Source organism: Alteromonas sp. MB-3u-76 (genome assembly GCF_002831605.1).
GTDB classification, from domain to species: domain Bacteria; phylum Pseudomonadota; class Gammaproteobacteria; order Enterobacterales; family Alteromonadaceae; genus Alteromonas; species Alteromonas hispanica.
In genome coordinates this window covers 1,994,013-2,019,531 of sequence record NZ_CP025115.1, presented here as the reverse complement: position 1 = coordinate 2,019,531, position 25,519 = coordinate 1,994,013, and the positions used below count along the sequence as shown (strand labels likewise).

22 protein-coding genes and 1 pseudogene are annotated in these 25,519 nt (G+C 43.3%); 5 read left to right on the top strand and 18 right to left on the bottom strand.

The window, feature by feature from the left end; all coding sequences use genetic code 11:
* Nucleotides 1–20 precede the first annotated feature (20 nt).
* Nucleotides 21–338, top strand: a complete 318-nt coding sequence (locus CW735_RS08945; RefSeq protein WP_157812668.1) for a hypothetical protein — start codon at nt 21–23, stop codon at nt 336–338.
* 72 nt (nt 339–410) lie between these two features.
* Nucleotides 411–800, top strand: coding sequence for a YkvA family protein (locus tag CW735_RS08940; RefSeq protein ID WP_068434980.1), 390 nt, complete (start codon nt 411–413; stop codon nt 798–800).
* A 743-nt stretch (nt 801–1,543) separates the two neighbouring features.
* Here the strand turns inward: CW735_RS08940 and CW735_RS08930 are convergent.
* The 10 genes and pseudogenes from CW735_RS08930 to CW735_RS08885 all read right to left on the bottom strand — a co-directional run.
* Nucleotides 1,544–1,864 (bottom strand): annotated as a pseudogene (locus CW735_RS08930) (efflux RND transporter permease subunit); the annotation flags it as partial.
* 120 nt (nt 1,865–1,984) lie between these two features.
* A complete protein-coding gene (locus tag CW735_RS08925; RefSeq protein WP_100971765.1) occupies nt 1,985–5,188 on the bottom strand; it encodes an efflux RND transporter permease subunit in 3,204 nt (1,067 codons plus the stop codon).
* Nucleotides 5,189–5,203: 15 nt separating this feature from the next.
* Entirely contained in the window at nt 5,204–6,511 is a 1,308-nt protein-coding gene (locus CW735_RS08920; protein ID WP_020744072.1) for an efflux RND transporter periplasmic adaptor subunit, read from the bottom strand.
* Nucleotides 6,512–6,515: 4 nt separating this feature from the next.
* Complete coding sequence (locus tag CW735_RS08915; RefSeq protein ID WP_020746029.1) at nt 6,516–7,871, bottom strand: TolC family protein; 1,356 nt, start codon at nt 7,869–7,871, stop codon at nt 6,516–6,518.
* Between the two features lie 68 nt (nt 7,872–7,939).
* The gene (locus CW735_RS08910; RefSeq protein ID WP_071981290.1) at nt 7,940–8,317 is read right to left on the bottom strand and encodes a hypothetical protein; all 378 of its coding nucleotides are present in this window, start codon (nt 8,315–8,317) and stop codon (nt 7,940–7,942) included.
* A gap of 19 nt (nt 8,318–8,336) precedes the next feature.
* The gene (locus tag CW735_RS08905; protein WP_020746027.1) at nt 8,337–9,248 is read right to left on the bottom strand and encodes a cation diffusion facilitator family transporter; all 912 of its coding nucleotides are present in this window, start codon (nt 9,246–9,248) and stop codon (nt 8,337–8,339) included.
* A gap of 111 nt (nt 9,249–9,359) precedes the next feature.
* The gene (locus CW735_RS08900; RefSeq protein WP_020746026.1) at nt 9,360–9,593 is read right to left on the bottom strand and encodes a YgaP family membrane protein; all 234 of its coding nucleotides are present in this window, start codon (nt 9,591–9,593) and stop codon (nt 9,360–9,362) included.
* Nucleotides 9,594–9,602: 9 nt separating this feature from the next.
* Nucleotides 9,603–10,817: a hypothetical protein gene (locus CW735_RS08895; protein WP_126873342.1), complete on the bottom strand. Its 1,215-nt coding sequence runs from the start codon at nt 10,815–10,817 to the stop codon at nt 9,603–9,605.
* A 145-nt stretch (nt 10,818–10,962) separates the two neighbouring features.
* Nucleotides 10,963–11,781 (bottom strand): outer membrane lipoprotein-sorting protein, encoded by an 819-nt coding sequence (locus CW735_RS08890; RefSeq protein ID WP_020746024.1) that lies wholly within the window; start codon nt 11,779–11,781, stop codon nt 10,963–10,965.
* A gap of 4 nt (nt 11,782–11,785) precedes the next feature.
* Nucleotides 11,786–14,338, bottom strand: coding sequence for an efflux RND transporter permease subunit (locus CW735_RS08885; protein ID WP_232368400.1), 2,553 nt, complete (start codon nt 14,336–14,338; stop codon nt 11,786–11,788).
* 229 nt (nt 14,339–14,567) lie between these two features.
* Between CW735_RS08885 and tnpA the strand changes: the two genes are divergently transcribed.
* The 3 genes from tnpA to tnpC all read left to right on the top strand — a co-directional run bounded on the left by tnpA (nt 14,568) and on the right by tnpC (nt 16,823).
* Nucleotides 14,568–14,900: an IS66 family insertion sequence element accessory protein TnpA gene (gene tnpA, locus CW735_RS08880; protein ID WP_100971759.1), complete on the top strand. Its 333-nt coding sequence runs from the start codon at nt 14,568–14,570 to the stop codon at nt 14,898–14,900.
* Entirely contained in the window at nt 14,884–15,234 is a 351-nt protein-coding gene (gene tnpB, locus CW735_RS08875; protein WP_100971757.1) for an IS66 family insertion sequence element accessory protein TnpB, read from the top strand. Before tnpA ends, tnpB begins: the two co-directional genes overlap by 17 nt.
* 86 nt (nt 15,235–15,320) lie before the next feature.
* Nucleotides 15,321–16,823 (top strand): IS66 family transposase, encoded by a 1,503-nt coding sequence (gene tnpC / locus CW735_RS08870; protein WP_100971755.1) that lies wholly within the window; start codon nt 15,321–15,323, stop codon nt 16,821–16,823.
* Nucleotides 16,824–17,051: 228 nt separating this feature from the next.
* On the opposite strand, the gene CW735_RS08860 is transcribed toward tnpC, so the two are convergent.
* The 8 genes from CW735_RS08860 to CW735_RS08825 all read right to left on the bottom strand — a co-directional run bounded on the left by CW735_RS08860 (nt 17,052) and on the right by CW735_RS08825 (nt 25,485).
* A complete protein-coding gene (locus CW735_RS08860; protein ID WP_020746021.1) occupies nt 17,052–17,489 on the bottom strand; it encodes a beta-lactamase hydrolase domain-containing protein in 438 nt (145 codons plus the stop codon).
* A gap of 9 nt (nt 17,490–17,498) precedes the next feature.
* Nucleotides 17,499–18,260, bottom strand: coding sequence for a sulfite exporter TauE/SafE family protein (locus tag CW735_RS08855; protein ID WP_020746020.1), 762 nt, complete (start codon nt 18,258–18,260; stop codon nt 17,499–17,501).
* A gap of 2 nt (nt 18,261–18,262) precedes the next feature.
* The gene (locus tag CW735_RS08850) at nt 18,263–19,135 is read right to left on the bottom strand and encodes an MBL fold metallo-hydrolase (RefSeq protein WP_100971751.1); all 873 of its coding nucleotides are present in this window, start codon (nt 19,133–19,135) and stop codon (nt 18,263–18,265) included.
* Between the two features lie 62 nt (nt 19,136–19,197).
* The gene (locus CW735_RS08845) at nt 19,198–19,539 is read right to left on the bottom strand and encodes an SHOCT domain-containing protein (protein ID WP_020746018.1); all 342 of its coding nucleotides are present in this window, start codon (nt 19,537–19,539) and stop codon (nt 19,198–19,200) included.
* 87 nt (nt 19,540–19,626) lie between these two features.
* Nucleotides 19,627–19,920, bottom strand: a complete 294-nt coding sequence (locus tag CW735_RS08840; RefSeq protein ID WP_020746017.1) for an ArsR/SmtB family transcription factor — start codon at nt 19,918–19,920, stop codon at nt 19,627–19,629.
* A gap of 115 nt (nt 19,921–20,035) precedes the next feature.
* On the bottom strand, nt 20,036–23,155 hold the full coding sequence (locus CW735_RS08835) for an efflux RND transporter permease subunit (RefSeq protein WP_100971749.1): 3,120 nt from the start codon (nt 23,153–23,155) through the stop codon (nt 20,036–20,038).
* Nucleotides 23,156–23,215: 60 nt separating this feature from the next.
* Nucleotides 23,216–24,151, bottom strand: coding sequence for an efflux RND transporter periplasmic adaptor subunit (locus CW735_RS08830; RefSeq protein WP_100971747.1), 936 nt, complete (start codon nt 24,149–24,151; stop codon nt 23,216–23,218).
* A 14-nt stretch (nt 24,152–24,165) separates the two neighbouring features.
* A complete protein-coding gene (locus CW735_RS08825) occupies nt 24,166–25,485 on the bottom strand; it encodes a TolC family protein (protein ID WP_100971745.1) in 1,320 nt (439 codons plus the stop codon).
* Nucleotides 25,486–25,519 lie beyond the last annotated feature (34 nt).

Sequence of the window (25,519 nt, the reverse complement as noted above, 5' to 3'; positions counted from 1 at the left end):
GTCAGGATCACGCTGAAAACTTGAAAGAAAAGTTGCACGCGAGCCAGGCCGTCATAACACAATGGGCAACGCGAACAGAAACGCTGGAAGCGACAGTCGACCGCCTCCAGCTGGAGCGAGATAGCGACGCCGAACACCGGGAGAAGCTTGGTGCGGCCCTAACGGATTCTGAAAAACATCTCGCGGCCTGCCAGCAGCGGATCTCCGACCTCGGAGAGCGGATGGCGGCGGTTGACGATCGAAATCAGCTCCTCGACGATGAAAATCGCCACCTGCTTCAAGAGCAAGCTGTCCTCCAGGGGCAGTTGAAACAACTGCAAACACACGGGGCTAAATAGCCCGCTATGTCGGCGTCGGCCCGACCATCCTTTAGTTTTGTGGGCAATGCCAATCGCGCAAGGAGAAGATAAATGTCTACGGTGCTCACCGGCCGACTGCGGGCTGCGGCAAAACGCATCAAACATGATGCACTGACTGTCTATTTTGTGGCGCGAGACCCGAATACCCCGATCCTCGTTCGCCTGCTTGCGCTCGCAATTGCAGCATACGCCTTAAGCCCAATCGATCTCATTCCGGATTTCATACCGATCCTGGGATATCTTGACGATATCATCCTGCTGCCGTTGGGCATCATCCTTGTCATCAAACTGACGCCATCAAGTGTGATAGAGGTGAGTCGCTCGAAAGCAGCCAAAGCAGCATCCAAACCAACTAGTCAAGTTGCGGCCGCAGTCGTTATTGTCATATGGCTTTTATGTGCCGCAGCTTTTGGTTACTGGGTGTGGGATTACGGCAGGTAACGTATCGTCTGCACAAACTGGAATAGGTATTTTAGTACAGTAAAACAGATGGTTGAGCCACTTTTTGGAGGATTTCGTCAGAATCGTTGCCGACCCTCAGTATACATTGGCGCTTGTTTGTATAAATCAAGCTTAATTTACCTTTTTGTTTAGAAACAATACAAACAGTAAAAATACATAAACCTATCAATGTTATTGCAGCGAATGTACTACACTGCTTGTAACTGCTCAGACAGATTAGTACTGTAACTATTATTGGCTGGTCACATGTTCAGCAATCACCCTCGCATTTTCGGGTATTGATTCAAATGTAACGTTGAAAATAGCTTTGTTCGTTGGTCTTATTCTACGATGTCTATCGGTGCTTATTCTCCTTCTGTATTCTGCATACTTTTGCTGAATTACCTTTCCATCATCTGAAATGACTGATATCCGTATGCGAACATTTCGCATTGTACTGTGGGTGATTGACTGTAGCTCACCCCATACGTTCCAGCTATCTCCACTTTGGTTAACATTCACACTAAGAATAGTAACTGGGTCATTAGGTAAGTTTACTATTTCTGTTTCTCTAAGTGAGCTGCTGCAAGCCACGACAGACATCGTCAGGACTATTAGGAGTGCCCATCTTTTCAATGTATATGATTTTTTCATAATTTACTGTCCTTTGAAGAGATTAAGTCATTGATTGCAAAAGAGCCTCGCGTCTTGACGCCCCGAGGTTTCCTGACTATTTCATTTTTTTAGCATGAGCCATTCATTCGATACAGCACTGGCATCACAAAAGGGGTTAGTAAGGTTGATCTACCGATGGCCACTGTCGCCAGAGGCGTTTGAACTTCAGTACCCGTACCCACATTTAACTCCATGTGAATAAAACCCAAGTTCGCAACGAGCGCTGTCATCAACACAGGGCGAAATCTAGTGATTGCACCTTCTACAATCGATTCGATCTAATCATCTGTTTCCTCCAACTGCTGTTTAATAAACGAAATCATCACCAGCCCGTATAACGCCGCAATAGCAGATAGCGCTGTGAAACCTACTCCAGCGGATATAGACAATGTAAAAAAGAGATGTAATATTTTTTGGTAGCCTTTGATAGTTTTTCATATCTACTCCTATAAGGTTTGATGCTAGCCTATCGATGCTTATCGCATGCAACAGGCCAGCTCAAATTAAGATTATGCTCTTGCCATATCTTTTAACTTCCCTTTTGAAAACCAGGCGAATAGCACAGGTAATACAAATAGAGTTAAAAATGTAGCGGTTACCAAGCCACCAACGATTACACTCGCTAAAGGCTTTTGGATTTCAGCACCAACGCCATTAGACAGTAACATTGGAATAAGGCCTAGCGCAGATGTAATCGCTGTCATCAATACAGGGCGCAGTCTTGATGTAGCACCATCAAATACGGCGTCAGATACCGATAACCCGTCTGCAACACGCTGATTGATGCTTTCTACCATCACGACTCCGTTTAACACCGCTACGCCGAATAGGGTAATAAAACCTACGGAGCTCGGCACAGAAAGATATTGACCTGATAACCAAAGTGAAAATACCCCCCCGATAACAGCCAATGGTACATTTACAAGTATCAACATTGCCTGACCAAATGAAGCAAAAGCAAAGTACAATAATAAAGCTATTAACCCCAAAGAAAGTGGCACAACCAATGATAGTCGCTTCTGCGCTCGTTGCTGATTCTCAAATTGCCCGCCAATATCCACTGAATAGCCAGTAGGCAGTGCTAGCTGCTCATCAATAGATTGACGAATATCTGCCACCACGCTACCCATGTCTCGACCTTGAACATTTGCCTGGATAACAACTCGCCTCTGTACGTCATCACGTCTGACTTGCGGTGGACCAGAAGCAATCGTCACTTCTGCAACATCTCCTAAACGAACCCATGCACCTGACGGAGTTTGTAAGCGCAAGTCGGCTATCGTTTGACTGTTATTTCGAAATTGTTCAGCAAGCCTGACATAAATATCATAGCGCTCATTACCATTGATGATTTGGCCAGCGCTGGCTCCACCTAAACCTTCGCTTACGAGCTCCATTACATCACCCACGGCCAACCCATAGCGCGACAGAGCGCGGCGATTCGGTGTCACAATCAGTTGAGATTCACCGGCAATTTGCTCCATAGCAACATCTCTTGCACCTTCAACTTCTTTTACTAAAGCTTCAATGGCTTGGCCTTTTTCAGCCAAGATGTCAAGATCAGGTCCAAATAATTTAATGGCAAGTTGAGCTCTTACACCCGATAACAACTCGTCCACTCTTGTCGCGATAGGTTGAGAAAAATTGAAGAGCAAACCCGGATGTTGCTCCATTTTTTCTTCCATTAACGCTTGCAGTTCATAGCGGTTACTTGCACTTGTCCATTCAGGCACTGGCTTTAACCCGATATAAATTTCGATATTGTTTACAGGCTCAGGATCGCCTCCTATTTCGGCGCGACCGATACGCGACAATGTATAGGTGACTTCTGGAAACCCCATTAATATATTCTCAAGCTTAGGGGAGACCTCTAGGGCAGTATCTAAACTAGATGAAGGCGCTAAAGTAACACGCAAGTTAATGGTGCCCTCTTCCAGTTCTGGTACAAACTCTGTGCCAAGCCGAGGAAGCACTACACCAGCAGCGACTACCATAATTGCAGCAATTCCAATCACTACTTTTTTATGCAAAATTGCCCACGATAGCCCTTTGCGATACCCCGCGTCTAAAGGTTTCAACACAACGCTTTCTCGTGGTTTCACGCCTTTTTTAAATAGATACGTCGCCAATGCCGGTACAATAATCAGTGCAACTAATACCGCCGAAAGCATGGCCAACATAATACTAATAGCCATTGGTTGAAATAATTTTGCTTCAACGCCTTCAAAGCTAAACAAAGGCATGAATACCACAAGGATTATGGCTGTTGCGAAGAAGATAGGCCGGGCTACCTCCTTGCCCGCTTCTTGTAATCGCAAAGCGATACCGTGCGTATCATGGGACGAGTCTAATGGATCATCATCTTCAACATGTTCACCCAATTGTCTCTTGTGATCATGCTCAGCATCAGTGTGAGTCAAGTGTTTAAACATGTTTTCAACCATTACCACTGAGCCATCTACTAGCATGCCGATTGCCACTGCAATGCCCCCAAGCGACATAAGGTTGGCAGAAAGTCCAAACCACGACATGACCATTAAGGCAATACCAATAGAAATAGGGATCGAAATCAGGACTAAAAACGTGGCTCGTAGATTCATCAAAAATAAAGCTAGAATAACAATAATAAATACGAACGCTAACATTAGCGCATTTACAACCGTATCCACGGCTTGAGTAATTAAGTCAGCTTGATCGTAGAATACTTCAAAACTCACGCCATCAGGCAATGCTTGGTTAATTCGCTGAATACGAGCATTGACGCCATCAATTGTGGCTTTCGTGTTAGCTCCCATGCGCTTAAGTACAATGCCTGAGACGACTTCACCTAAGTTTTGAATGTTACCGTCGGCGTCTTTTCTGGTCATGGTGGCAGCACCCTGACGAATTTCGCTACCTAACTCAACGTTCGCCACATCGGATACAGTAATCGTTGTTCCGTCTACGGTTTTTAAAGGTACCTGACGTAATTGCTCTAACCCTTCCTCGCCATGATCTAACCAGCCAGTGCCTCTTATCACAAGTTGCTCCTGCCCTCGGTTCATATACCACCCCCCCACATTGGTATTATTCCGCTCAAGTGCTTCCATCACTATATCTTGAGTCAAGCCATATCCAAGTAATTGAGATGGATTGAGGTTAACTTGGTATTGGCGTACTTCCCCACCAAAAGAGAGCACATCCGTTACGCCATCGGCAGGAAGCAGCAGCAATTTCACCACCCAATCATTTAAACTACGCAACGCCATAGCGTCTAGGCCTGAATCGGGCTCAGCCAACAATAGATACTGATACACTTGCCCCAATCCTGATGTGTTGGGTCCCATTTCTGGCGTACCGACGCCCTCGGGAATTAACTCTTTAGCCGCTTGCAGACGCTCGAATACCAATTGACGTGCAAAATAGATATCTGTGTCCTCGCTAAACACAACGGTCACACCTGAAAGACCTGTTTTGGAAATAGAGCGCACTTCCATCACATCCGGTAAGGCATACATCACCGCTTCTATTGGATAAGTAATTAACTGCTCTACTTCTTCGGCAGCTAACCCCGGTGCTTCTGTATTGACAGATACTTGCACGTTGGTGACATCTGGAAATGCATCCAAATTCAGTTTTGGAATAACAAAAACCGCGCTGACTATTAACGTTGTCAGAGCAATCACCACTAACAAACGATTAGTAACAGCCCAATCAATTAATTTATTAAACATAAAGACTCCTCCTAATTAGTGGTTGTGTGGGTCAAAACCGCCTTTAGCGATTTGTGAAGCGACAAAAAAAGCACCTTCGCTTACTACGCGAGAACCCGGCTCTACACCGGTTATTTCCCGCAAGCCACCAAGCGCTCTTCCAAGTTCAACTTCGACGGGTAAAAACTCGCCGGGATGATCTTCTACAAATACCATCCAGTCTCCATCGGGCCCTCGCATTAGCGCACTTTCTGAAACAGCCATTACCGGCATTTTTGTCAGAAAACGGAAATACACCTCGGCAAATTGACCAGGATGCAAACGATGTTCAGGGTTGCTCACTAATAGCCGAACCGTTCTCGTTCGAGTAATTGGGTCAATGGTATGTGCCTCTTGTGTAACCGTTGCATCAACTGTGAAGTCTCCCACTTTGATTTGTGCCGGAGAACCTGCACCTAACCGCAGGTTAATATTCGATGGTAGATGCGCTTCTACCCAAAGTTCACTTTCATCTGCCAACGAGATCAACGGCTCTCCCGCATCAATACGCTGACCTTGTTCAAACGAGTCACTGAGTACCGCGCCATCAATTTCAGCACGTAAGCTATATTCTCCTAATGCTATTGATTGCTGTGAGGTGAGCGTTTTCAAATCTGCATCGGATAAACCATATGAGATTAATACTGCACTAGCCGCTTCAAAATTAGCTTTTGCATCAATGTAGCGCTGCTCTCCAACAGTTTTTCGACCAAGTCCTTTTACTCTTTCCCATTCTGGATATGTTGTTCGGTAATTGGCTTGTGCTTGCGCAACGGTTTCGCTAAAAAGCGTGACAAGCACTTGGCCTTTATTTACCCTGTCTCCCAATGCCACATGACGACGCGTGACAACGGATGCCACTCTGGGTGATACTCTATAGCTGCTATAGCCGTTTGATAATATTTCACCCGGTGCATACAAAGTATAATTGACAATTTTGGGGCTTAGTGTGCTTACTTTAATGTTGGCTAATGCCATTTGATTGGAGTCTAGCGATGCAGAAGCAGATTCATCATGCTCTTCATCGTCTTTATTCTCGCTTTCACCTTTATCATGAGCATGTTCGCTTTCGTGATCATCATGTTCATCGGCCCCCTCGCCTCCGTGCTCATCATGCTTTTGACCATCTTGTAGTTCATGTTCTTCATGACCATCATCAGTATGTTCGTCATGCTTATCTTGTATGCTTTTATCAATTCTTGTTACCGTTTCATTGTGAGCATGCTTTTGATCAGACTCTTGTGCGAAACTTGGTGCAGCGCCGACATATGAGGCGATGAAAACTGCTAATACTGTTTTATTCATTTTGTTAATCCTGATGATCAATAGAGAAATCGTGTTGAACTGGGGGCAAGTCGATAAGGCGACCTGATTGCAGCATGAGATTTTTCAATGCTATGCGCGTTTGCTTTTCCAGCTCTATGCCAGACAGTAAGCTTTCTGCGCGTTGATTCAGTGCTAGCAGGTAATTAGTTGTTGATAAATCGCCACTTCGCCACTGCTTTTCTAACAAATTAGCACTACTCTCGATGCGACTCTTTACGAGCGATTGCCATTGTGAAAACTGCTGGTTGTAGCTTTGCCATGCGCCAAACGCACCTTGTAAATCGAAACGTAGTTTCTGATACTGCGCTCTAAAACGTGCTTCGGTTTCTAACGCCATTCGTTCAGCGGAACGAGTTTCTGCACTGTAATTATTACGAATGTTTAACGGTATAGAAAAGGTCAGTCCAACGACGTTTTCTCGCTCTTCCCGCCCCGCATTAATACCAAAAGTAGGATTTGCTTTTGCATTACGTCTAGTGACTTCTGCTTCTTCTTTTTGCGTGAGCCATTGCGCATAAGCTTTAGCTATTTTGGGGTGCTTTAGTAATTCTTCATCAGACGGATATGCAACTTTAGAAGGCCAAAACTCGTCCGGTATCCGCCCTCGCTCTGGCTCCCAATCAGGAAGTAACTCACGCACTATTGCTTCGGCCATTTGAAGTTGAGCCTCTGATCCCGCCACCTGAGCAAATTGTTTCGACAACGACAAAAAGGTAAGCTCTGCATCGATACTGCCTAGATCACCGGCTTCTTGGCGTATTTCGACTAATTCAAGTAACGAATTAAGTTGCTGTTGTTGTGATTTGGCAATAGACGCTGCGCGTTTTGCTGCATGCCAATTAATTAATGCGTCGATAGCATCGGCTGATTTGTTTAAAACGACTTCTTGGTATTGAGCTTGTGCAGCAGTGCGCATAAAACCGGCTTTTTGTCGCCTTGCGCCTTGCCTGTCCCAAAGGTCGATTGTCTGTTCAACACCCACGCTGTAGTCATTGTTATCGCCATTACGCGTATAGTCAGTTGACAATTCAGGGTTATAAAGGGCTCGTTCAGAAGCATCAGCGAGCGCACCTGTGCTTAACAATTGTTCTTTGGCCGCGACAATATCGGGATGTTTGTTTATCTGTGAAGAGAACCAACTTTCCCAGTTCTGATTTTGCGCATGAGCAAAAATCGGTACAAACAATAAGCAAGTGCACAGCAGTTTGGTGCCATTAAATGTAAGTAAGCTAAGCCGTCTCAATGATGTGGCTTTTGTTGTTTGAATACGCTTAAAAGGCGCAGATAGCAGTGGCGACCTGACATGCAGGTCACGCCCAATAAAATGAGTAAGATTCATAATAATCCTAAAATTAAATAATAACGGACGTCGCGTTTAAGGTTATCGCGACTAGCTTTAAACAGAATTTAGGATTTTTGCTTAGGTGGGCGCAGTAAGCGGTTGATAGGTGCGTCTATAAGAGCATCTAGATAGTTAAAGTTGTGGTTTGACACCACGTGATGGTGTTTATTGATACTGTCATGACCGACCCACTGAACATGTGTACCATGGCAATGACCACAGTGATGACAGTCGGCTGGATTATGCTGCCCCTGTACTTGGTCGGTACTTGCATCTTGCGTACTTGTTGATGACAAACTCTTATCATGCTCAGCATGATTGTGTTCATGTTGCAAATGTTGAGTGTCTATTGCATCAAAATCTAACGAATTGGCCACAGCAGAAAACGACTGAAAGAGTATCAGCGAGATCATGATGTAACATATACGTTTTAAATTTTTCATAACAAGTAGCATACCAAACCTATTTCATTTCGTCACGACATTGTTCATCGGCAAATTCTAGCTCAACTGTAGTATGTTCAAAATGATACTTGGCTAATGAGCTTTGTATGCTCTCTTTTAATGACTGAATGTGTTCAACACTAACTTCTCCTTTTAAGACAAGGTGGACAGTCATAACATTGCGCTCTCCGTCTAACGACCAAATATGAAAATGATGGAGGTCGCTTACCTTATCGTTTGCAAGCAAGTCGTTTCGGATTGTTGACATTTGCTCTTCATCTGGCGTTGCCTGTAAAAATAGCATCAGGGTTTCTTTTAGGTTACGAAACACATTGAAGAGGATGAACAAAGTGAAGCCAATGGATAAGATGGGATCTAAAATCGCCCAAGGCTTGAACATTAAGACGATGGATACGATAAATACTGCCACCCAACCGAGAACATCTTCTAACAAGTGCCAATTAAGCACTCGTTCGTTTAATGACGTTCCTTCGCTTAGTTTATAAGCGGCAAAACCGTTTACTGCCATACCAAAAATAGATAAGGCTAACATTCCCTCTACTTGGGGCATTTCAGGCTCTGCTAAACGAGGGATTGCTTCAAACAAGATCCAAATAGAGCCTATGGTCAATACAACTCCGTTGATTAACGCCCCCAATAGTGAAAACCGCTTATAGCCATAGGAAAAAGTGCGATTGGCATCTTTATCGCTAAGTTTATTTAAGCCCCAAGAAGTACCAATCGACAAACTGTCGCCCAAATCATGCACCGCGTCAGCCATGATAGCGGTGCTGTTGGTTAGCCAACCACCAATAAATTCGATGATGGTGAACACCACATTTAGAAGGAACGCCCAGCCAATGCGCTTTGATGCATCGTCTGAATTGCCATCTGAGTGCGTATGGCTATGTGAATGATTATGACTGTGCATGTTTAATTTCCAATAATGCATTTACCTTATTATGTTTGTATGGATTCACTTAGCATATAAAACCCCGTTCTTTATCTTGTCTTATATCTATTGAATAGTGACTTTTTTGCATTACTCTCGATGTGTAGATACAGCTTCAAGCGCAATCTCCCTCTCACTTTTAAGACCGAATAATTTTTTGAGTATAATGGTTGCTGGACAAAAGCCCGTAAAGCTTTGTTGGAACAAATTTACGCCGACAAAAACAGTGAACCATACGAAATATGGGTGTAGCCAAATAGTTAGAATAACAGACAACAAAACCATAAAACCTGCAAATGCAGTGAGTGCTCTCTCTGAAGACATGACAACTCCTTAATAAAAATACCGAAAACGAACAAAAAAATTTGAGGCATCCTCGAACTGTCCCCAAAAAGTAAAAGGTTGTTTACCATAAAAAATGTTTAAACCACCTGATAATCGCCATAAATCAACAGGGCTATATTCTGCACTAACTTTTAAATAACCATCCTTATCTGTGGTTGAATAAAAGTTAAAGGCATTTAATACCAATGCTTGCTGCATACCTTTATAACGCAATCTTTGCGTAAACCATACTCGATGTTGTTTAGGCTCAAATTTAGGCGTCAGTGAATTTTGAATCAACGCTTGATGATCGAGGATGCTTTCGGTGTATAGTTGGAGGCTTCCTTCGAGGTTTCCAACAATTTCCTGTTCATATCCGAGTAACCATCGAGCTTGCCCATTAGGTACTAACGGGTTATCGCCATTTTTATCATCAACCGAATCGTAATAAGCAAATTCGGCATTAAATATACCATTTCCCAACGTAGTGCGAAAGCTTGCTCCGTAGACGTTCAATGATGAAAATGTAGGTCTATAGTCTTGTGTAAGACTATTAGGGCTTTTATGAAATCCACTGTAAAAATACCCCGCGTACTCTGATGTGCCTACCGATTTATATAGCCTCAACGCATACTCAGGCGATTGGGGTCTCAGGGGAGGAGTGACATCAAAACCTAATGCTACCTGAGTGGCTGCAGTGGGGAGAAAAAATGAAAAATAGTCGCCATTGATGTATACGTCAGGTTCAAATTCAGGTGTCAAAACTACATCTAGATTAAACACATCAAAATACGCCGATACCTTTGCAGACAATGATGGAGACTTTAAATATTCAACCTCTCGTCCCGCAAAAAATGATTGAAAGTCTTTCGGAAAAAGATCGTTTAAAAAAACATTATCTCCAGTTCCCCACGTCAAAACTTGTTGACCAACCTTCGCATCAAATCTGTTTCCCCATGCACCCAAAAAACCAAGGCGAGCCTCCCATGTAGCTTCTCTGATGTTTATTCTTGTCTGTTCCAAGACACCATCAAAATATGCGTCTGATACAAAAGAAAACTGGGAGGCCTGAAGGTCATAATCAAACTGCACTTGTAGACGTAGATCACTGAGGGTTTTGTCTGTTCCAATAATAGGATCATTCGACAAGCGGACGCCTGAAGCCATTTCTAGAAATCCGCTCAGCTGATAAATGTCTTCACTTTCCTCTTCCCAATCAATCATTCCCCAATCATCTTCATATGGTTCAGGAAAAGGTTTGGAATATACCTCGCCATGAACACAAACAATGAATATGATTATACTCAGAACTCGCTGAAGCAAGCGCCTTTGCATGTCCTCTTTGTTAAACCGGCTCATTATCATAGCGTTAGTCTAGCCAACGTCTAGGGGGATTGCGTAAACTGCGCTCGCTGAATACGTCGTCATCAAGGCCAACGTTGTATTTTATGTTCCTAAACTCCATCAACGTATACCCACCGGTCTTGAGGTCTGAAACTTTGGAACGCACTACGGTAGGAAATCCTTGTACATCCTGAATTTCAACAGCCTCTACTCGTCGATAGTTGTCATCACTTTCCTTATAAAAGTTAATGAGAATGGGTAAAAAGCTTTTCTTATCAATCGTAACAGAATAGTAATCAAACTCTACAGTTGATTTGTCAAGAGGCACTCCTTTTAATACATAGTACTTTTTGTTTTCTTCGATTAATTCAAAGTTATCCTCAGAGACTGTGCGGCCAGATACATCTTCATAGAAAAAATGAGAGCCCACAAATGAAGTTCGTTTGTCCCCAGCCGATATACGCTTAACCAGATCCAACGCTGGCATATATAACCAACGATCATCATCCTTTTTTAAATCTGCATGCTTTTCAACACGAAATACCGTGTCCCTAACATCAGATGGCCTAGAGAAAAACACCATCATTTGCTGATCACCGTTATCAGTGATGTCACGACGTAAAATAGTAAATTGCCTCATTTGCTTACGACCTTGTGCGTCTATTATCAGCATCCGCGCATCGGCAATGCCGTCTTCTCCGGAATAGTAGGCAGCCTTCTCTGCTTCTCGCACTATTTCATCTACATTAACGGACTGCGTGATAGCCGCATCAGCATTATAAACAACGCTATTCAATACTAAAGCTAACAACGTTGTTGCTATTGCTATTTTGTATACCTTCATTCTTCTATTCTCCTCTAAATGACTGACCAAAAACCCAACGAGCACCTAAAATCATGACCGATGGCAATATAAGCAACGTCACCAATGCCGAAATTGCCATGATGCTTGCAAGAAAAACACCAACAGTGATATACGGTACGAGTGGCGCAAATAACAAAGGTGTAAATCCAAGGGCGATTACAATTGCGTTGCGAGATATCGCGATTGCGGGCTCCTCGAACATTAAATCAAAAGTTTTTTTAACGCTTTGCGTAGATTTAAACGTTTCTCTTGCACGCTCTAGAAAATGAATCGCAAAATCTACCGATAGTCCTAGTGTCAATGCTGATAAAACGGCAATTGGCATATCGTAATCCTTGCCGATAATTCCAATAAGTCCATAAATAAAAGTGATGGTAATGGTGAGTGGAAGCATTGCCAACAAGCCAAATATCAGGGAACGAAATAAAGCCACCATAATAATAAACACAATTACGAAAGCACTAATAAGGCTGTCAAGCATTCCAGCAACCATATTTTCTTGCCATACAACATTAAGATAAGCTTTACCTGCCCAATCCAACTTTATAAATTTCGGAAGCGGATTTTTTTCTATATACTCATCTACAAGATTAACCACTCGACTCATATCTTGGTTATCTCCAGATCTCAATTGCAACCATACAAGTGTTTGTTGAAAATCAGGAGTCACAAAGTGCCACAGATCATCTGGTCTGTGTGAGGATTGATATTGTAAAAATGTTTGGGCAACTGCTTGAGGAGAATTCGGAATTTGATAATCTTTACTCTCACCTGACCGAAGCTCACGCGCAACCAGTTTGGTGACATCTGCCAGTGAATTAGATTTACCAACTAAACCAGATCCATTTAGATGGATTTGCAAGTCAGCAATATAACGAAGCAGTTCTGGTGACTGAAATGCTTTAGATCTACTTAACGTCGTTTCCAGTTGCTGCAACGTATTCTCTAAATAATTGACTTCTTCACCTGATAGATCAGTGAAAAGTTTATCCTCAATAATGATGATCATGTTTTGATATTGAGTATGAAGACTCGCTTCTATGATCGCATCGGACTGCTCTTTCACCCACTCAAATAAAGTGTGTGGAAGTTCTTTATTTAATATTTCCACAACAGATAATAGTGGTTGAGTAGACGTCAAAACCATATAGGCATCATATGTGCCTGCAAAATTCTCATTCAGTACTTTGTCCGCTACTCTAATTTCGTGATCAGTTTTAAACCAACGAACAGGGTTGTCATTTATTTGAATTTTACTTACCCCCCAAACAGAAACGACAAAAACTGCGACAAAAACAAAGAGAAGCGACACTCGGTTCTTTATCGCGAATCTTCCAGTAGATTTCACAAAGCGGAGCAGTTTATTGCTGCTTTCCTTCGAGTGCATGGTGGTTTGCAACGATCTCAAAGATTTATCTGACAATCTTGTTAGAAATGCCGGAATGAACGTGATGGTGATTAAAAATGCGAGTAAGATCCCCGTCCCTACAAAAGCACCAAATATTTGAACCGGTGGAATTGGGGTTAACATCAAGGAATAAAAACCTATGGACGAAGTGATTGAGGTGTATAACATTGGTGTAAATAAATGCCCGACAACCCCCTCAACGGTTTCTTTCAAATCATTGCCGGGTTTGTAACGACCGCTAAACTCGGATAATATGTGCACAGAGTCTACGACTGCAATTGGCATTAAAAAAATTGCAATCATTGAAGACATGATATGCACAGTAAATCCGGCTCCAATCAAAGCCCCCATAGTTATCAAGACTGTCGCCATTGCAACTATCATCGGTGCAATGATCAGAGGAAGATTACGAAAAAACACTAACAACAATATAAATATTGTGAGACCCGCTAAAGGTGCAGCAACTATCATTTGATTAAACATTTCCACACCAAACTGATCTTCAGCTACTGGTAATCCTGTCACGTACCATTTAGCATTGCCACTCAGAGAACTAGTCGCTAAGCGGATTTTCTCAGCAATTCTAAAACTTTCATTTTTATTTTTAATAGGGATATAAATCGCGGCAGCTTTGCCATTTTTGGACACAAGCGTCTCTTGTAACAGTGGTAACCGAGAAAGACTTTGCTTAATCTTCATAACCTCAAATTCACTGATTGGCGGCTTAGACATAAGCCATTCGAATCGTATCGTTCCGGAGTCATTTTGAGTTATGTTGTCAACCGTTGATATCGACATCACATCCGCTGAAATCACACCATCAAAAGCCATGATTTGTTTTGTAATTTCAAAAATGTCTTTCAATGTTCGAGAGGTGAATATACCGCTGTCACTCTGAGTATCTACAACACCCACCACAATGGAATCGTGCATTGCAAATTTAGTCTTCACTTCGTTATGAAATAGGCGAGCAGGATGGGTTTCATCAAGCATATTTTCCGGGTCAGTATCGATTATGATACTCGGGATTTGTGCGATGAATACAGTGGTTATAAGTAGCAATAAAACATAGACCAATCTTGGTGAGGACGTACAGTGATGTATTATCTTTTTTGCAATCAAGTTCATTTTAACCATTCCCTTTTTCTGACATTAACTCGAAAATTAAACCAATAAGTAAGGCATGTTTTCGGTGTACACCATATATACGTTGCCTACCTTGTTGATGACAACGGACTAATTCGCTACGAGCTAAAATTTTTAGATGCTGTGAAACAACGTAAGCGTCCGGTAATCCCCACATTCAATTCATAAGTTAGCTGCGGCATGGTGTTCTTTTTTGCTAAGGAGAATATCCATGCAGCGACATCAACGAAGAGACATACAAGACTGGCTCAATTTATTTGAGCAACAAAAACAAAGTGGACTCACTGCGGTGGAGTTTTGTCGCCAGCAGCAGATTAACGTTCAAACCTACTATACGCGGCGTCGTGACATTAGGCTTCAACGAACGAGTAGCAAGTTCGTTCAGGTGAAGCGTGAAGTCAAGAAAGTTGAGTCATACACTGAGGAAATGGGGGGCGACCTTCTCCTGCAACTTGGAAACGCTCAATTGAGCGTGCCAACGAACATGAGTCCTCATTGGGTTGCTATTGTGATGAAGGCATTGGCGAATGAAGATGTTTGTTGAGCCTGCCGATATTTATCTATACATGGATGTCGTCGACTTCCGCAAATCGATTAACGGCTTAATTGTCGTCGTTGAGCAGGATATGAACCTGAATCCGTTTCGCGATGCACTGTTTGTGTTTTGCAATAAAAAGCGCGATAAGCTCAAAATACTCTATTGGGATAAAACGGGCTTCGCACTCTGGTACAAGCGGCTTGAGAAGCATCGGTTTAAGTGGCCTGTCGATGCGGACTCACAGCAAATGCATGTGAATGAACAGCAGCTACAGTGGCTGTTATCGGGCTACGATGTCATAGGTCATCAGCCGTTGCATTACAATGCATCCGGCTTATAACCTGTGATCATAAGTAGTGATTAACGATCACGAAATAGTCTTAATAATGTCGTGTAATCAGTGGCTTATTGCATGATAATAACGTCATGAATATTGATATCGAAAACCTACCCGACGACCCAGCAACATTGAAAAAGATGTTGTCGCAGGTGATGTCGCGGTATCAATATCTTGAAGAACAGTTTCGTATTGCCCAGCATAAGCAGTTCGGTAAAAGCACCGAAGGCCACCCTGGGCAAGGTGAGTTGTTCAATGAAGCGGAAGAGCTGGTTGTTGAAACTGAAATAGCCGAAGAAGCGATTAGCTACACTCGTAAAAAGCCGACACGTAAACCATTGCCTCGAGACCTGCCCCGCGAAGTTATTGTTCACGATATCAGCGACGAAGAGAAAGTCTGTGCCTGTTGTGCGAGTGAGTTACATCGCATAGGTGAAGATACGTCAGAAAAGCTTCAGTTTATCCCTGCTCAGGTTAAAGTGATTGAGCATGTTCGTCCTAAATATGCATGTCGTACTTGTGAGAAAGACGGTATCAGCAATAAGGTAAAACAAGCGCCCGTACCTCACAGCGTTATCCCAAAAGGCTATGCCACACCAAGCTTGTTAGCCCAAATTATCACCAGCAAATATCAGTATGGGCTACCGCTGTATCGTCAAGAATCTATGTTTAAACAGCATGGTATCGAATTAAGCCGTAAGACGATAGCGGACTGGATAATCCGCTGTGCTGAGTTGTTTAAACCGCTTTATGACCAGCTTCATCAACATCTGCTAAAACAACCCGTTATCGCGGCGGATGAAACTACGTTGAAGGTGGTTGAGTCTGAAAAAGCGAACAGTTATATGTGGTTGTACGCCAGTGGCGCTGATTCACCTAGCGGTAATATCACCGATACAGCGACATCCAATATCGTGTTGTACGATTACCACAATAGTCGGGCTGGGCAATGCGCAGTAGACTTCCTGCAAGGCTATAGCGGCTACCTACAAGTAGACGGCTATCAAGGCTACGAACAAACGCAAGCCACACTCATCGGTTGTTGGGCACACGCACGTCGCAAGTTCATGGAAGCGAAGAAAGGCGCAGGGAAAAAAGGCAGTGGCAAAGCAGATTGGGCACTCAATCACATCCAAAAACTCTACCGCATCGAAACACAGCTAAAAGATAAAACGGTGGAAACGCGCTATCTCGCCCGACAAGAAAAGAGCCTGCCGTTACTCAATCAGCTCTACACATGGCTAGAAAAATCAGTTCAACAAGTGTTACCGAAAACCAAATTAGGTGAAGCGATACAATACAGCTTGAATCAATGGGAAAAGCTTGTTCGTTATACACTCGACGGCCAACTAAGTATTGATAATAATCGCGCTGAGCGCGCGATTAAACCGTTCGTCATAGGCAGAAAAAACTGGCTGTTTAGCCAAACCGCCACAGGCGCAAACGCCAGCGCAATGCTCTACAGCATCATCGAAACCGCTAAGGCCAACGACCTCAATGTGTTCGAGTATGTGATGACGTGCCTTGATGAACTCAGCAAGCCAGAGTCGAACATCGAGCAACTACTACCATGGCAGTTTACTAAGCGCTAGGTGGGATTGCCGGACGCTTACGAAACAACAGCTTGCGGTAATGCCAATTGAAACGAAATTGAATCTACACTTCGCTCGGTTGTCAGTAATAAATCAATAATTAACAGCCGAGTTTTATTTGCTAATGCTTTGATAACTGGTAAGGCTTTCTCAATAGGAGCAGGTGCCCGATCACAACTTAAATCCAATAGATCTCTCTTGATATCTTTCAACTTTAACACCCTGACATCACCTGTTTTTCTTACAAAAATGAATAAACTGCTCTTTGATTGCAATAAGCTCGTATCCTTTAGGAGTGGTTAAAGAATTTAACGCTTCAAAAGTCTTCGAGGCACGATTCATCAATGCCCATAAATGCACGGCCCGAGTGCCCGTGCGGCAGACACAATGTACTTTCGCTTGCTCAAGATCACCGTGTATCGCTAGTTTAAACTCTGCAATTATATGATCACTGTATTCACCGCTCGTCACTGGGATATGAATGTAGGTCAGTCCGAAATCTTGACATATTGCGGCGTACTCTCGACTTGACATTTGGCCTTGCTCTTCACCATCAGGGCGCACATTTATTAAGCTACCAACGCCTAAATTCGCCAATTTTTCGATAGTATTTCTATTCAATTCACCCGATACGGAATAGTTATCAGTAATCGAAATAATCTCCATAACAATTCCTTAAATATTGTTGAACAGCACAAAACCAGAGAGCGGAAGCAGCAATAAACCAAACAACCTTTTTAAGTGATATTGTGACATCCGCTTACTTACTTTAAAGCCAACTAAAGTGCCAAGAATCGAAAACACAGTGATTAACATGATAAGCATCCAATTTAATTGCTCTGCATTTTGCTTGAGTAAAAATGCGTGTTTAGCAAAGCCTGAAAAACCTTGCATGGCAATGATTAATAAACTTGTACCGATTGCTTGTTTCATTGCTAACTTTGAGAAGATCAATAAGGCTGGAATGATAAGAAATCCACCACCAATCCCCACAAAACCCGTTATCAATCCTATTAATAGACCAGCAATAGACAATTTAGCCTTAGAATAGGATGTCGTATATGACGAATCCCTGTTCAGATTAACTGGGAAAAGAATCACTAAGCTAGCTAAGAGCATTATTAGAGAAAGTGTGATCATCTGCACTTCCCCTTCTACGAACTGAGAGAGATAGGCCCCACCGGATGCAGATATCATACTTGGAATACCAACAAACAGCGCAGATTGTATGTGCAGATGGTTTTTACGACTGTGGGCTATGCATGCGACTAATGCAGTCATGCCGACGATGAATAATGACCCAGCGATTGCTAGCTTTTCGGGTTGATCAGCAAGATACACTAGTATTGGAACCGTGAGAATACTGCCCCCCGCTCCCAATAGTCCAAGCAACACACCCATGAGTAATGCCGCGAGCCAAACACTTAAATTAAGCATGATTAGCCTTTAGTCATGCTTAACGGTACCTTCACATAAGCGATACCGTTATCTTCAGCGATGGGGAGTGTTCCAGCACGAATATTTAACTGAATGGATGGAAATAACAATTTAGGGACAGCTAACTCGGCATCTCTATCCGAGCGCATTTGAACGAACTCACGTTCAGACTTTCCGTCTCTAACATGAACGTTACCACGTTTTTGTTCTGCTACCGTGGATTCCCATGCATATTTTGCTCGATCTGGTGATTTATAGTCATGGCCGACGTAAATTTTAGTATCATCAGGTAACGATAGTATTCGCTGTATTGAGCGATACAGCGTTTTGGCGTCACCACCCGGGAAGTCTGCTCTTGCTGTCCCGAAGTCCGGCATAAATAGCGTATCTCCAACAAAAACATTATCTTCTATTTTGTAGCTAACGCAGGCAGGTGTATGGCCAGGCGTATGGATAACGGCTATATTGAATTGCCCCAGTTCAATAACATCGCCATCTTTGAATAGACAATCAAACAGCTCAATATTGCAGGTGAGCTGTTCTTTACAGTTGAACGTTTCTCCAAACGCATCGTGTACATCCTTGATATGTTCACCAATCCCTATTTTCCCACCGCACTTTTGTTGCAAATAGGTTGCCGATGTAATGTGGTCTGCATGCGCATGCGTCTCTAAAATCCAATTTAAATTAAGTGTACTTTCGTTAATAAACTGGATCAGAGTATCTGCACTGTCCGTGCTCAATTCACCTGATGCCATGTTAAAATCAAATACAGGATCGATAATGGCTGCATCCTTTGTTAATCGGTCGAAAACCACATAGGTCACAGTTTTGGTCTCATCATCAAAAAATGCTTTTATCTGTAACTTACTCATTTCAATTCACCGTTGTTGTCGTTGCACATGTGGTATAACAACCACTTACAGTATTTTAAAATTTATTGCTCCAACAATATCTTCGTTCGCTCAAACTCGTCTTTATCAATTTCACCCATTGCGAACCGTTTCTTCAGAATACTTATCGCATCGGTGTTTTCGTCGTATTGTGTAGACACGGATTGTTTTTTATGACCTCCAAGCGCTTTCACAACTAGCATCACCACAGCGGTACCCAACGCGATAAACAAAAGCATCATAAAGACGCCAAAAAGCCAACCATAAACGCTACCACCCCACATCATATTATGGTCATAATACCGACCTGTTTGCTGAGCCCAAGCTACACTACTGGTGCTTATAGACGTTATCAATAAGCCGCTCTTTACTATTAAATTTTTCATATAACCTCTCTACCTTTCTACTTAAAAACGTTCGTTATTGACGTACCTATCGGGATACATCGTTCTTATTTACGTATCTATGTTTGGCTATTCACAATAGAGCTCATAAAGCACTGTGATCACTTTTTGCGCCGCTTCACCTTTGAGTGAGTAATACACTGTCTGCGCATTTTTTCTATAACTGACAAGCCCTTGGTTTTTCATTCTAGATAACTGTTGTGATACGGTGGGTTGGTTTAAGTCCAATAATTCAACTAATTCACCCACGGATTTTTCACCATCGACTAATTGACACAGGATCATAAGTCGATTTTCGTTCGATAAAATTTTCATTAGTTCCGATGCTACTTCGGCAGACCGTCGCATTTCTTTTATATTCATATATTCCAATATACCTATACACACATATTAATGCAAGTTAGAATATACGTTTATAATGTTTTATCAAGCAAAAAGGTGAAGTAATCAATGACAAGTTCTGATTACTTCATCTACTCTAATTAAGAACACCTTCTCGTTTTGCATATACTATGCGATAAAGAACCGGAAGAATGACAAGCGTCAGTAGTGTCGATGATACAATGCCGCCTATCACAACAGTGGCCAACGGTCTTTGTACTTCTGCACCAATACCTGTATTCAGCGCCATGGGTACAAATCCGAGGCTTGCCACTAGTGCCGTCATCAATACTGGCCGCAAACGAATAAGTGCGCCTTCAACGATGCTGTTCATCAATTCGCCCGTTTCCAACAAACGTTGCTTGATAAACGACAACATCACCAAACCATTGAGCACTGCAATTCCTGACAAGGCAATAAATCCTACTGAAGCAGATATCGACAATGGCATACCCCGTAACCAAAGCGCCATAACACCACCCGTCAGTGCCAACGGGACGCCAGTGAAAATAATTAAAGCGTCACGTATTGAGCCAAACGCAATTACCAACATAGTCACAATCACAAATAAGGTGACAGGTACTACAATAGTCAAGCGTTGGCTTGCACTTTCAAGCTGCTCAAAGGTGCCACCATAATCAAGCCAGTATCCAGCTGGCAAATTGACTTCATTTTTTATCCTCGCTTTCGCTTCTTCGACAAAAGAACCAATATCTCTGTCACGCACATTTGCTGTGACAACAATACTACGTTTGCCATTTTCCCGGCTTATTTGGCTAGGTACTTCTTTAAATGCCAGTGTGGCTAATTCGCTTATCGGTACATGCTCACCAGAGGGCGTGACGATGGGAACGCTCTCAAGCTGAGTGAGTTCATTTCGAATGTCGTCGCCATATCGCACGACAATCTCAAAGCGTCTGTCGCCTTCAAAAATCATTCCAGCGGTTTCTCCACCTGTCGCAGCATTGAGCCATAACTGCAAGTCGGCTATATCCAAACCAAAGCGTGCCAATTGATCAGGCTTTGGTGTGACGGTGAAGATTGGAATGCCTTCTACCTGCTCAAGCCTCGCGTCATCAGCTCCTTCAATCGTTGAAATAACGGTCAAAATGTCAGAAGCAGATGCAAAGAGCGTATCTAAGTCATCCCCAAATAGCTTTATCCCCAAATCTGCCCTTACGCCACTAATCAATTCGTTAAAACGCATTTGTATAGGTTGCGTAAATTCATAATTATTGCCGGGCAAAGTAAACAAGTCCTCTTCAAACGTTTTCACTAACTCAGCTTTTGTCATTGATGGATCGGGCCATTGCTCCCTAGGCTTTAAAATAACAAACGTATCAGTAATGTTTGGTGGCATAGGGTCGGTGGCGACCTCACCCGTACCCGTGCGACCGAATACCGTCTGTACTTGCTCATACTGCATAAGTTTCGCTTCAAGAGTTTTTTGCATTTCAACTGCTTGTTCTACCCCTGTCCCAGGGATCCTAATGGCTTGTACTAAGATATCACCTTCATTGAGCTGGGGAATAAACTCGGAGCCTAATTTACTGCCCATCCATAAACTGCCGACAACCAAAGCACTCGCTGCTACTACCACTAGCCATCTAAAACGCAGCGCTCCGGTTAAAACAGGACGATAGACTGCCTTTGCACCTTTAATAATTGGGCTTTCTTTTTCGCTAATTTTACCTCTCATGAAAATTGCTATCGCCGCAGGCACTACGGTAAAACAAAATACCATTGCGGCAAGCAAAGCCATTATCACGGTCGCTGCCATGGGGTGGAACATTTTACCTTCGACGCCAGTGAGCGTGAACAAGGGGATATAAACAATGGTAATGATCAATACACCAAACAAACTGGGGCGTATGACTTCATTAGTGGCTTCATAAACAACATTCAGCCTTTCTTTGAGCGGTAGAGTAGCGCCGTTTTGTTTCTGGGATTCGGATAATCGTCTGATACAGTTTTCAACAATGATAACTGCGCCATCGACAATCAAGCCAAAATCCAGTGCGCCTAAACTCATTAAGTTAGCAGACACATCGGTTTTGACCATACCCGATATCGTGGCAAGCATTGCCAGGGGTATTACAGCGGCTGTAATAAGTGCAGCTCGCACATTCCCAAGCAAAACGAATAGCACAACGATGACAAGTAAAGCGCCCTCGACGAGGTTTTTTTGTACTGTGTCGATGGTTTTGTCAACGAGGCTTGTTCTATCGTAAACCGCTTCAAGGATAACGCCCTCGGGTAAGCTTGTTTTAATGGTTTCGAGCTTACTGTCCACAGCTTTGGCGACCGTACGAGAGTTTTCTCCCACTAACATCATTGTCGTGCCAATCACTGTTTCTTGGCCATTTAACGTGCCGGCTCCAGAGCGCAGCTCTTTACCGAGGTTGATTTGGGCGATGTCTTGAATTTTTACCGGTACGCCATCAATGATCTTAACAACCACTTGGCCGATATCGTCGATGCCCTTCAGTTGGGCTTCCGATCTGATCAGTACTTGTTGCCCATTTTGTTCTACAAAACCAGCGCCTTGATTCGCATTGTTGCGTTCTAGCGCACTGAGAAGGTCACCTGTACTTATCCCAAAGTTTATCATTGCGACTGGATTAGGATTCACATGATATTGCTTTTCAAATCCGCCTACCGCATAAACCTCGGTCACCCCCTCAACAAGCGACAATTGGGGCTTAACTACCCAATCATGGATCTCCCTTAATGCCATAGCATCATAGGGTTGACCGTTGTCCTGTCGCGCCTGAGGCTCAGCACTTAACGAGTACATGTAAATTTCACCCAAGCCTGTGGCGATAGGGCCCATTTCAGGGGTTAACCCTGTTGGCAATTGCGCCGCGATGGCGGTGAGACGCTCGTTGACGAGATTTCGTGCGAAATATAAATCGGTGCCCTCTTTAAACACGACTGTGACTTGCGACAAGCCATAGCGTGATATCGAGCGGGTATACGATAAATTAGGCAAACCGGCCAGCGAGGTTTCAACTATAAACGTTATGCGTTGCTCAGTCTCCAAAGGCGAGTAACCTGGGGTTGCGGTATTTATCTGCACTTGCACGTTGGTGATATCAGGCACAGCATCAATCGGCAGTTGTTTGTAACTGTACATACCAAAAAAGGCGACAAACAAGGCGAACAACATCATGACACCACGGCGCTCAATGGATAGACGGAGTATTCGTGCAATCATGCTCTCACCTCACCGTTTTTATGGACTTGGCTTTGCTTTTGACAATAAATGCGCAAGTAATTAGTCATCATCGCCCGCCTCCATTTTTAATAAATCAGCTTTTAGTAGATAGCTATTTTCTACAACGACTTGCTGGCCTATTTGCACGCCCTTCACAATCTCTACTAAACGGTTGTCCGTGTTCCCAAGTTTTACTTGGCGGGGGTAAAATCGTTCCCCTTCTTTGACAAAAACAATGGTTTGCCCATCTAACTCTTGTATTGAACTTTTGGGGAGTGCCAGATTGACTTCTTGGAAACCAATCTGAATATTACCCTCTACCATAGCGCCTAAAGGCCAATAACCACTGCCATTATTAACGTTCACAAACGCGATAGAATAGGGTTTGTCATCTGGTGAGGACGTAATGTGGCTTATACTTGATTGTTGCTGCAATTCCTCAAGCCTTAAAGTGACTTCCATATCAGCGGCAATATGAGTACGTTGTTTGGGGAAAATAGCCAATTGAGCAATTGCGCGAGAGTAATTAGCAACAGAAAGCAGCACTTGACCGTTGGTGAGCTCACCATCATTGGCGTGTCTAGCTATGATTTTTCCAGACATCGGTGAGGTGATTGAGTATTGATTTAAACTCTCGTTTGACTCAATGATTGCCAGCGTGTCACCTTTTTCTACTTTATCTCCAATATTCACCATGATACGTTTTACAACACCGTCGAAGCGGGCACGAATATGACTCAGTGACGCAGGATCATGAACTATCCGCCCAAAGGTTCTGGTTGTGAGCGATAATGTTCCTGATGCGGCCGATGCAGTCACGATATCGTGTTCAAGCATCCGTTCTTGAGATAACACTACGTACTCGGGTCTTTCTTCGGCTTCCTCATCGTCATCATCAGCCAGGGCGACAGAAGCAAACAGTAAAGTAACTAGCATGACTAACATGCCAAGCAAGTCACGTGCGCTAGTAACTAATGTAAATTGTGATTTATTCATTATTTTTTCTCTATTCATTGTGATGATTGAGCAGAAGTCGAAGGGGACGTCGTAAAAATTGGAAGACCTGTAAGTGCTTCCAGATCTGCGCTTCGAAGGTGAACTAAGCCTGCGGCTTTTATCATAGTTCGTTGCATATCTATGAGTTGCTGTTGCGTTGTCACCCACTCTATATAGTTGTAGCGACCACTTTCATAGCCATCCCGCGCCAATTTCAATGCAGATTCTAATGTTGGGACGACATTGTCTTGAAGGGTCGTAACAGTGAGCAAGGCTTGGTCTTTTGCGCTAATGACTTGATTTAATTGGCGAGTGAGTTCACGAATTTTCGCTTGTTTTTGATAGTCTATACTGTCAAGCAATGCGCGCTGTTGTTCGTATTCACCTAGATTCCGCTGCTTGGTATTTAACGGCACCGAAATACTGGCGACTAACGCTGTGTCATCAATTCCCTGCATTCTTCGGATACCGGCTTCCCACGCAATGTCGAACTGCTGACTGGCCTGAACCACTCTCAATCTGGCCTCTTGTACCCGATAGTTATCAGCATAAAGCAGAACGTGTGGATTGCTTTGAAGCTGTGAAAGCATATGTTCAAGTGATAGTGAATTTGGAAACGATAACAGTGTCCCTTCAACTTCCGCAAACGCAGCGTTAGTGTCACCCCACATGATGGCCAGGTCGCGTTTATACTCATTGAGTTTTTGTTCACTTATCAATAACGACAAACGCGCCTGCGACAACGCTGACTCTGCACGTTTTTTCTCAAGTGGTGAAGAAGCCCCCGCTTCAACCCGTGTAGAGACTGTCTGAAGCATTGTGCGAGCCAGCATTTCAGCTCGTTGCTCAGTCTTGTGCAACGCTTGTTGGACAATGACATTGATATATCGTCGAGTTGTTTCACCCAAGATGTCCAGCGTACGAATGCGCCGTTGTGTAAGCAGTTGTGCTTTTTTTGAACTCACCACATTCATTCGGCCGCTGACTTTATCTCCAAGCTCGATGACCGACGATAAGGTCAGTGTCAATTCGGCATTTTTGATACCAGACACTTCGCCTGTTCCCAACACATTTTCAACTTCAACCCCAACAGACATTTCAGGTCGTAAGCTGGCCATTTTTGATTCACCATCCAAAGCCGAAGATTTAAATTCGAACACAACTAAATCTGGGTTGTTTGATAATGTGCGTTTGAGCGCATTTTCAAGCGTGATTGAAGACTTTTGCGCATTGGCAGATTGAACAGATATGCTCATGGTTACCAGTGCAGCAGATATCAATTTCAGATACGCTGAGCTAGCTTTTTTTATGCCCAATGGGCGTGAAGAACTCATAAAAGAACCTTTTGTTCATAAGATAACGACATAC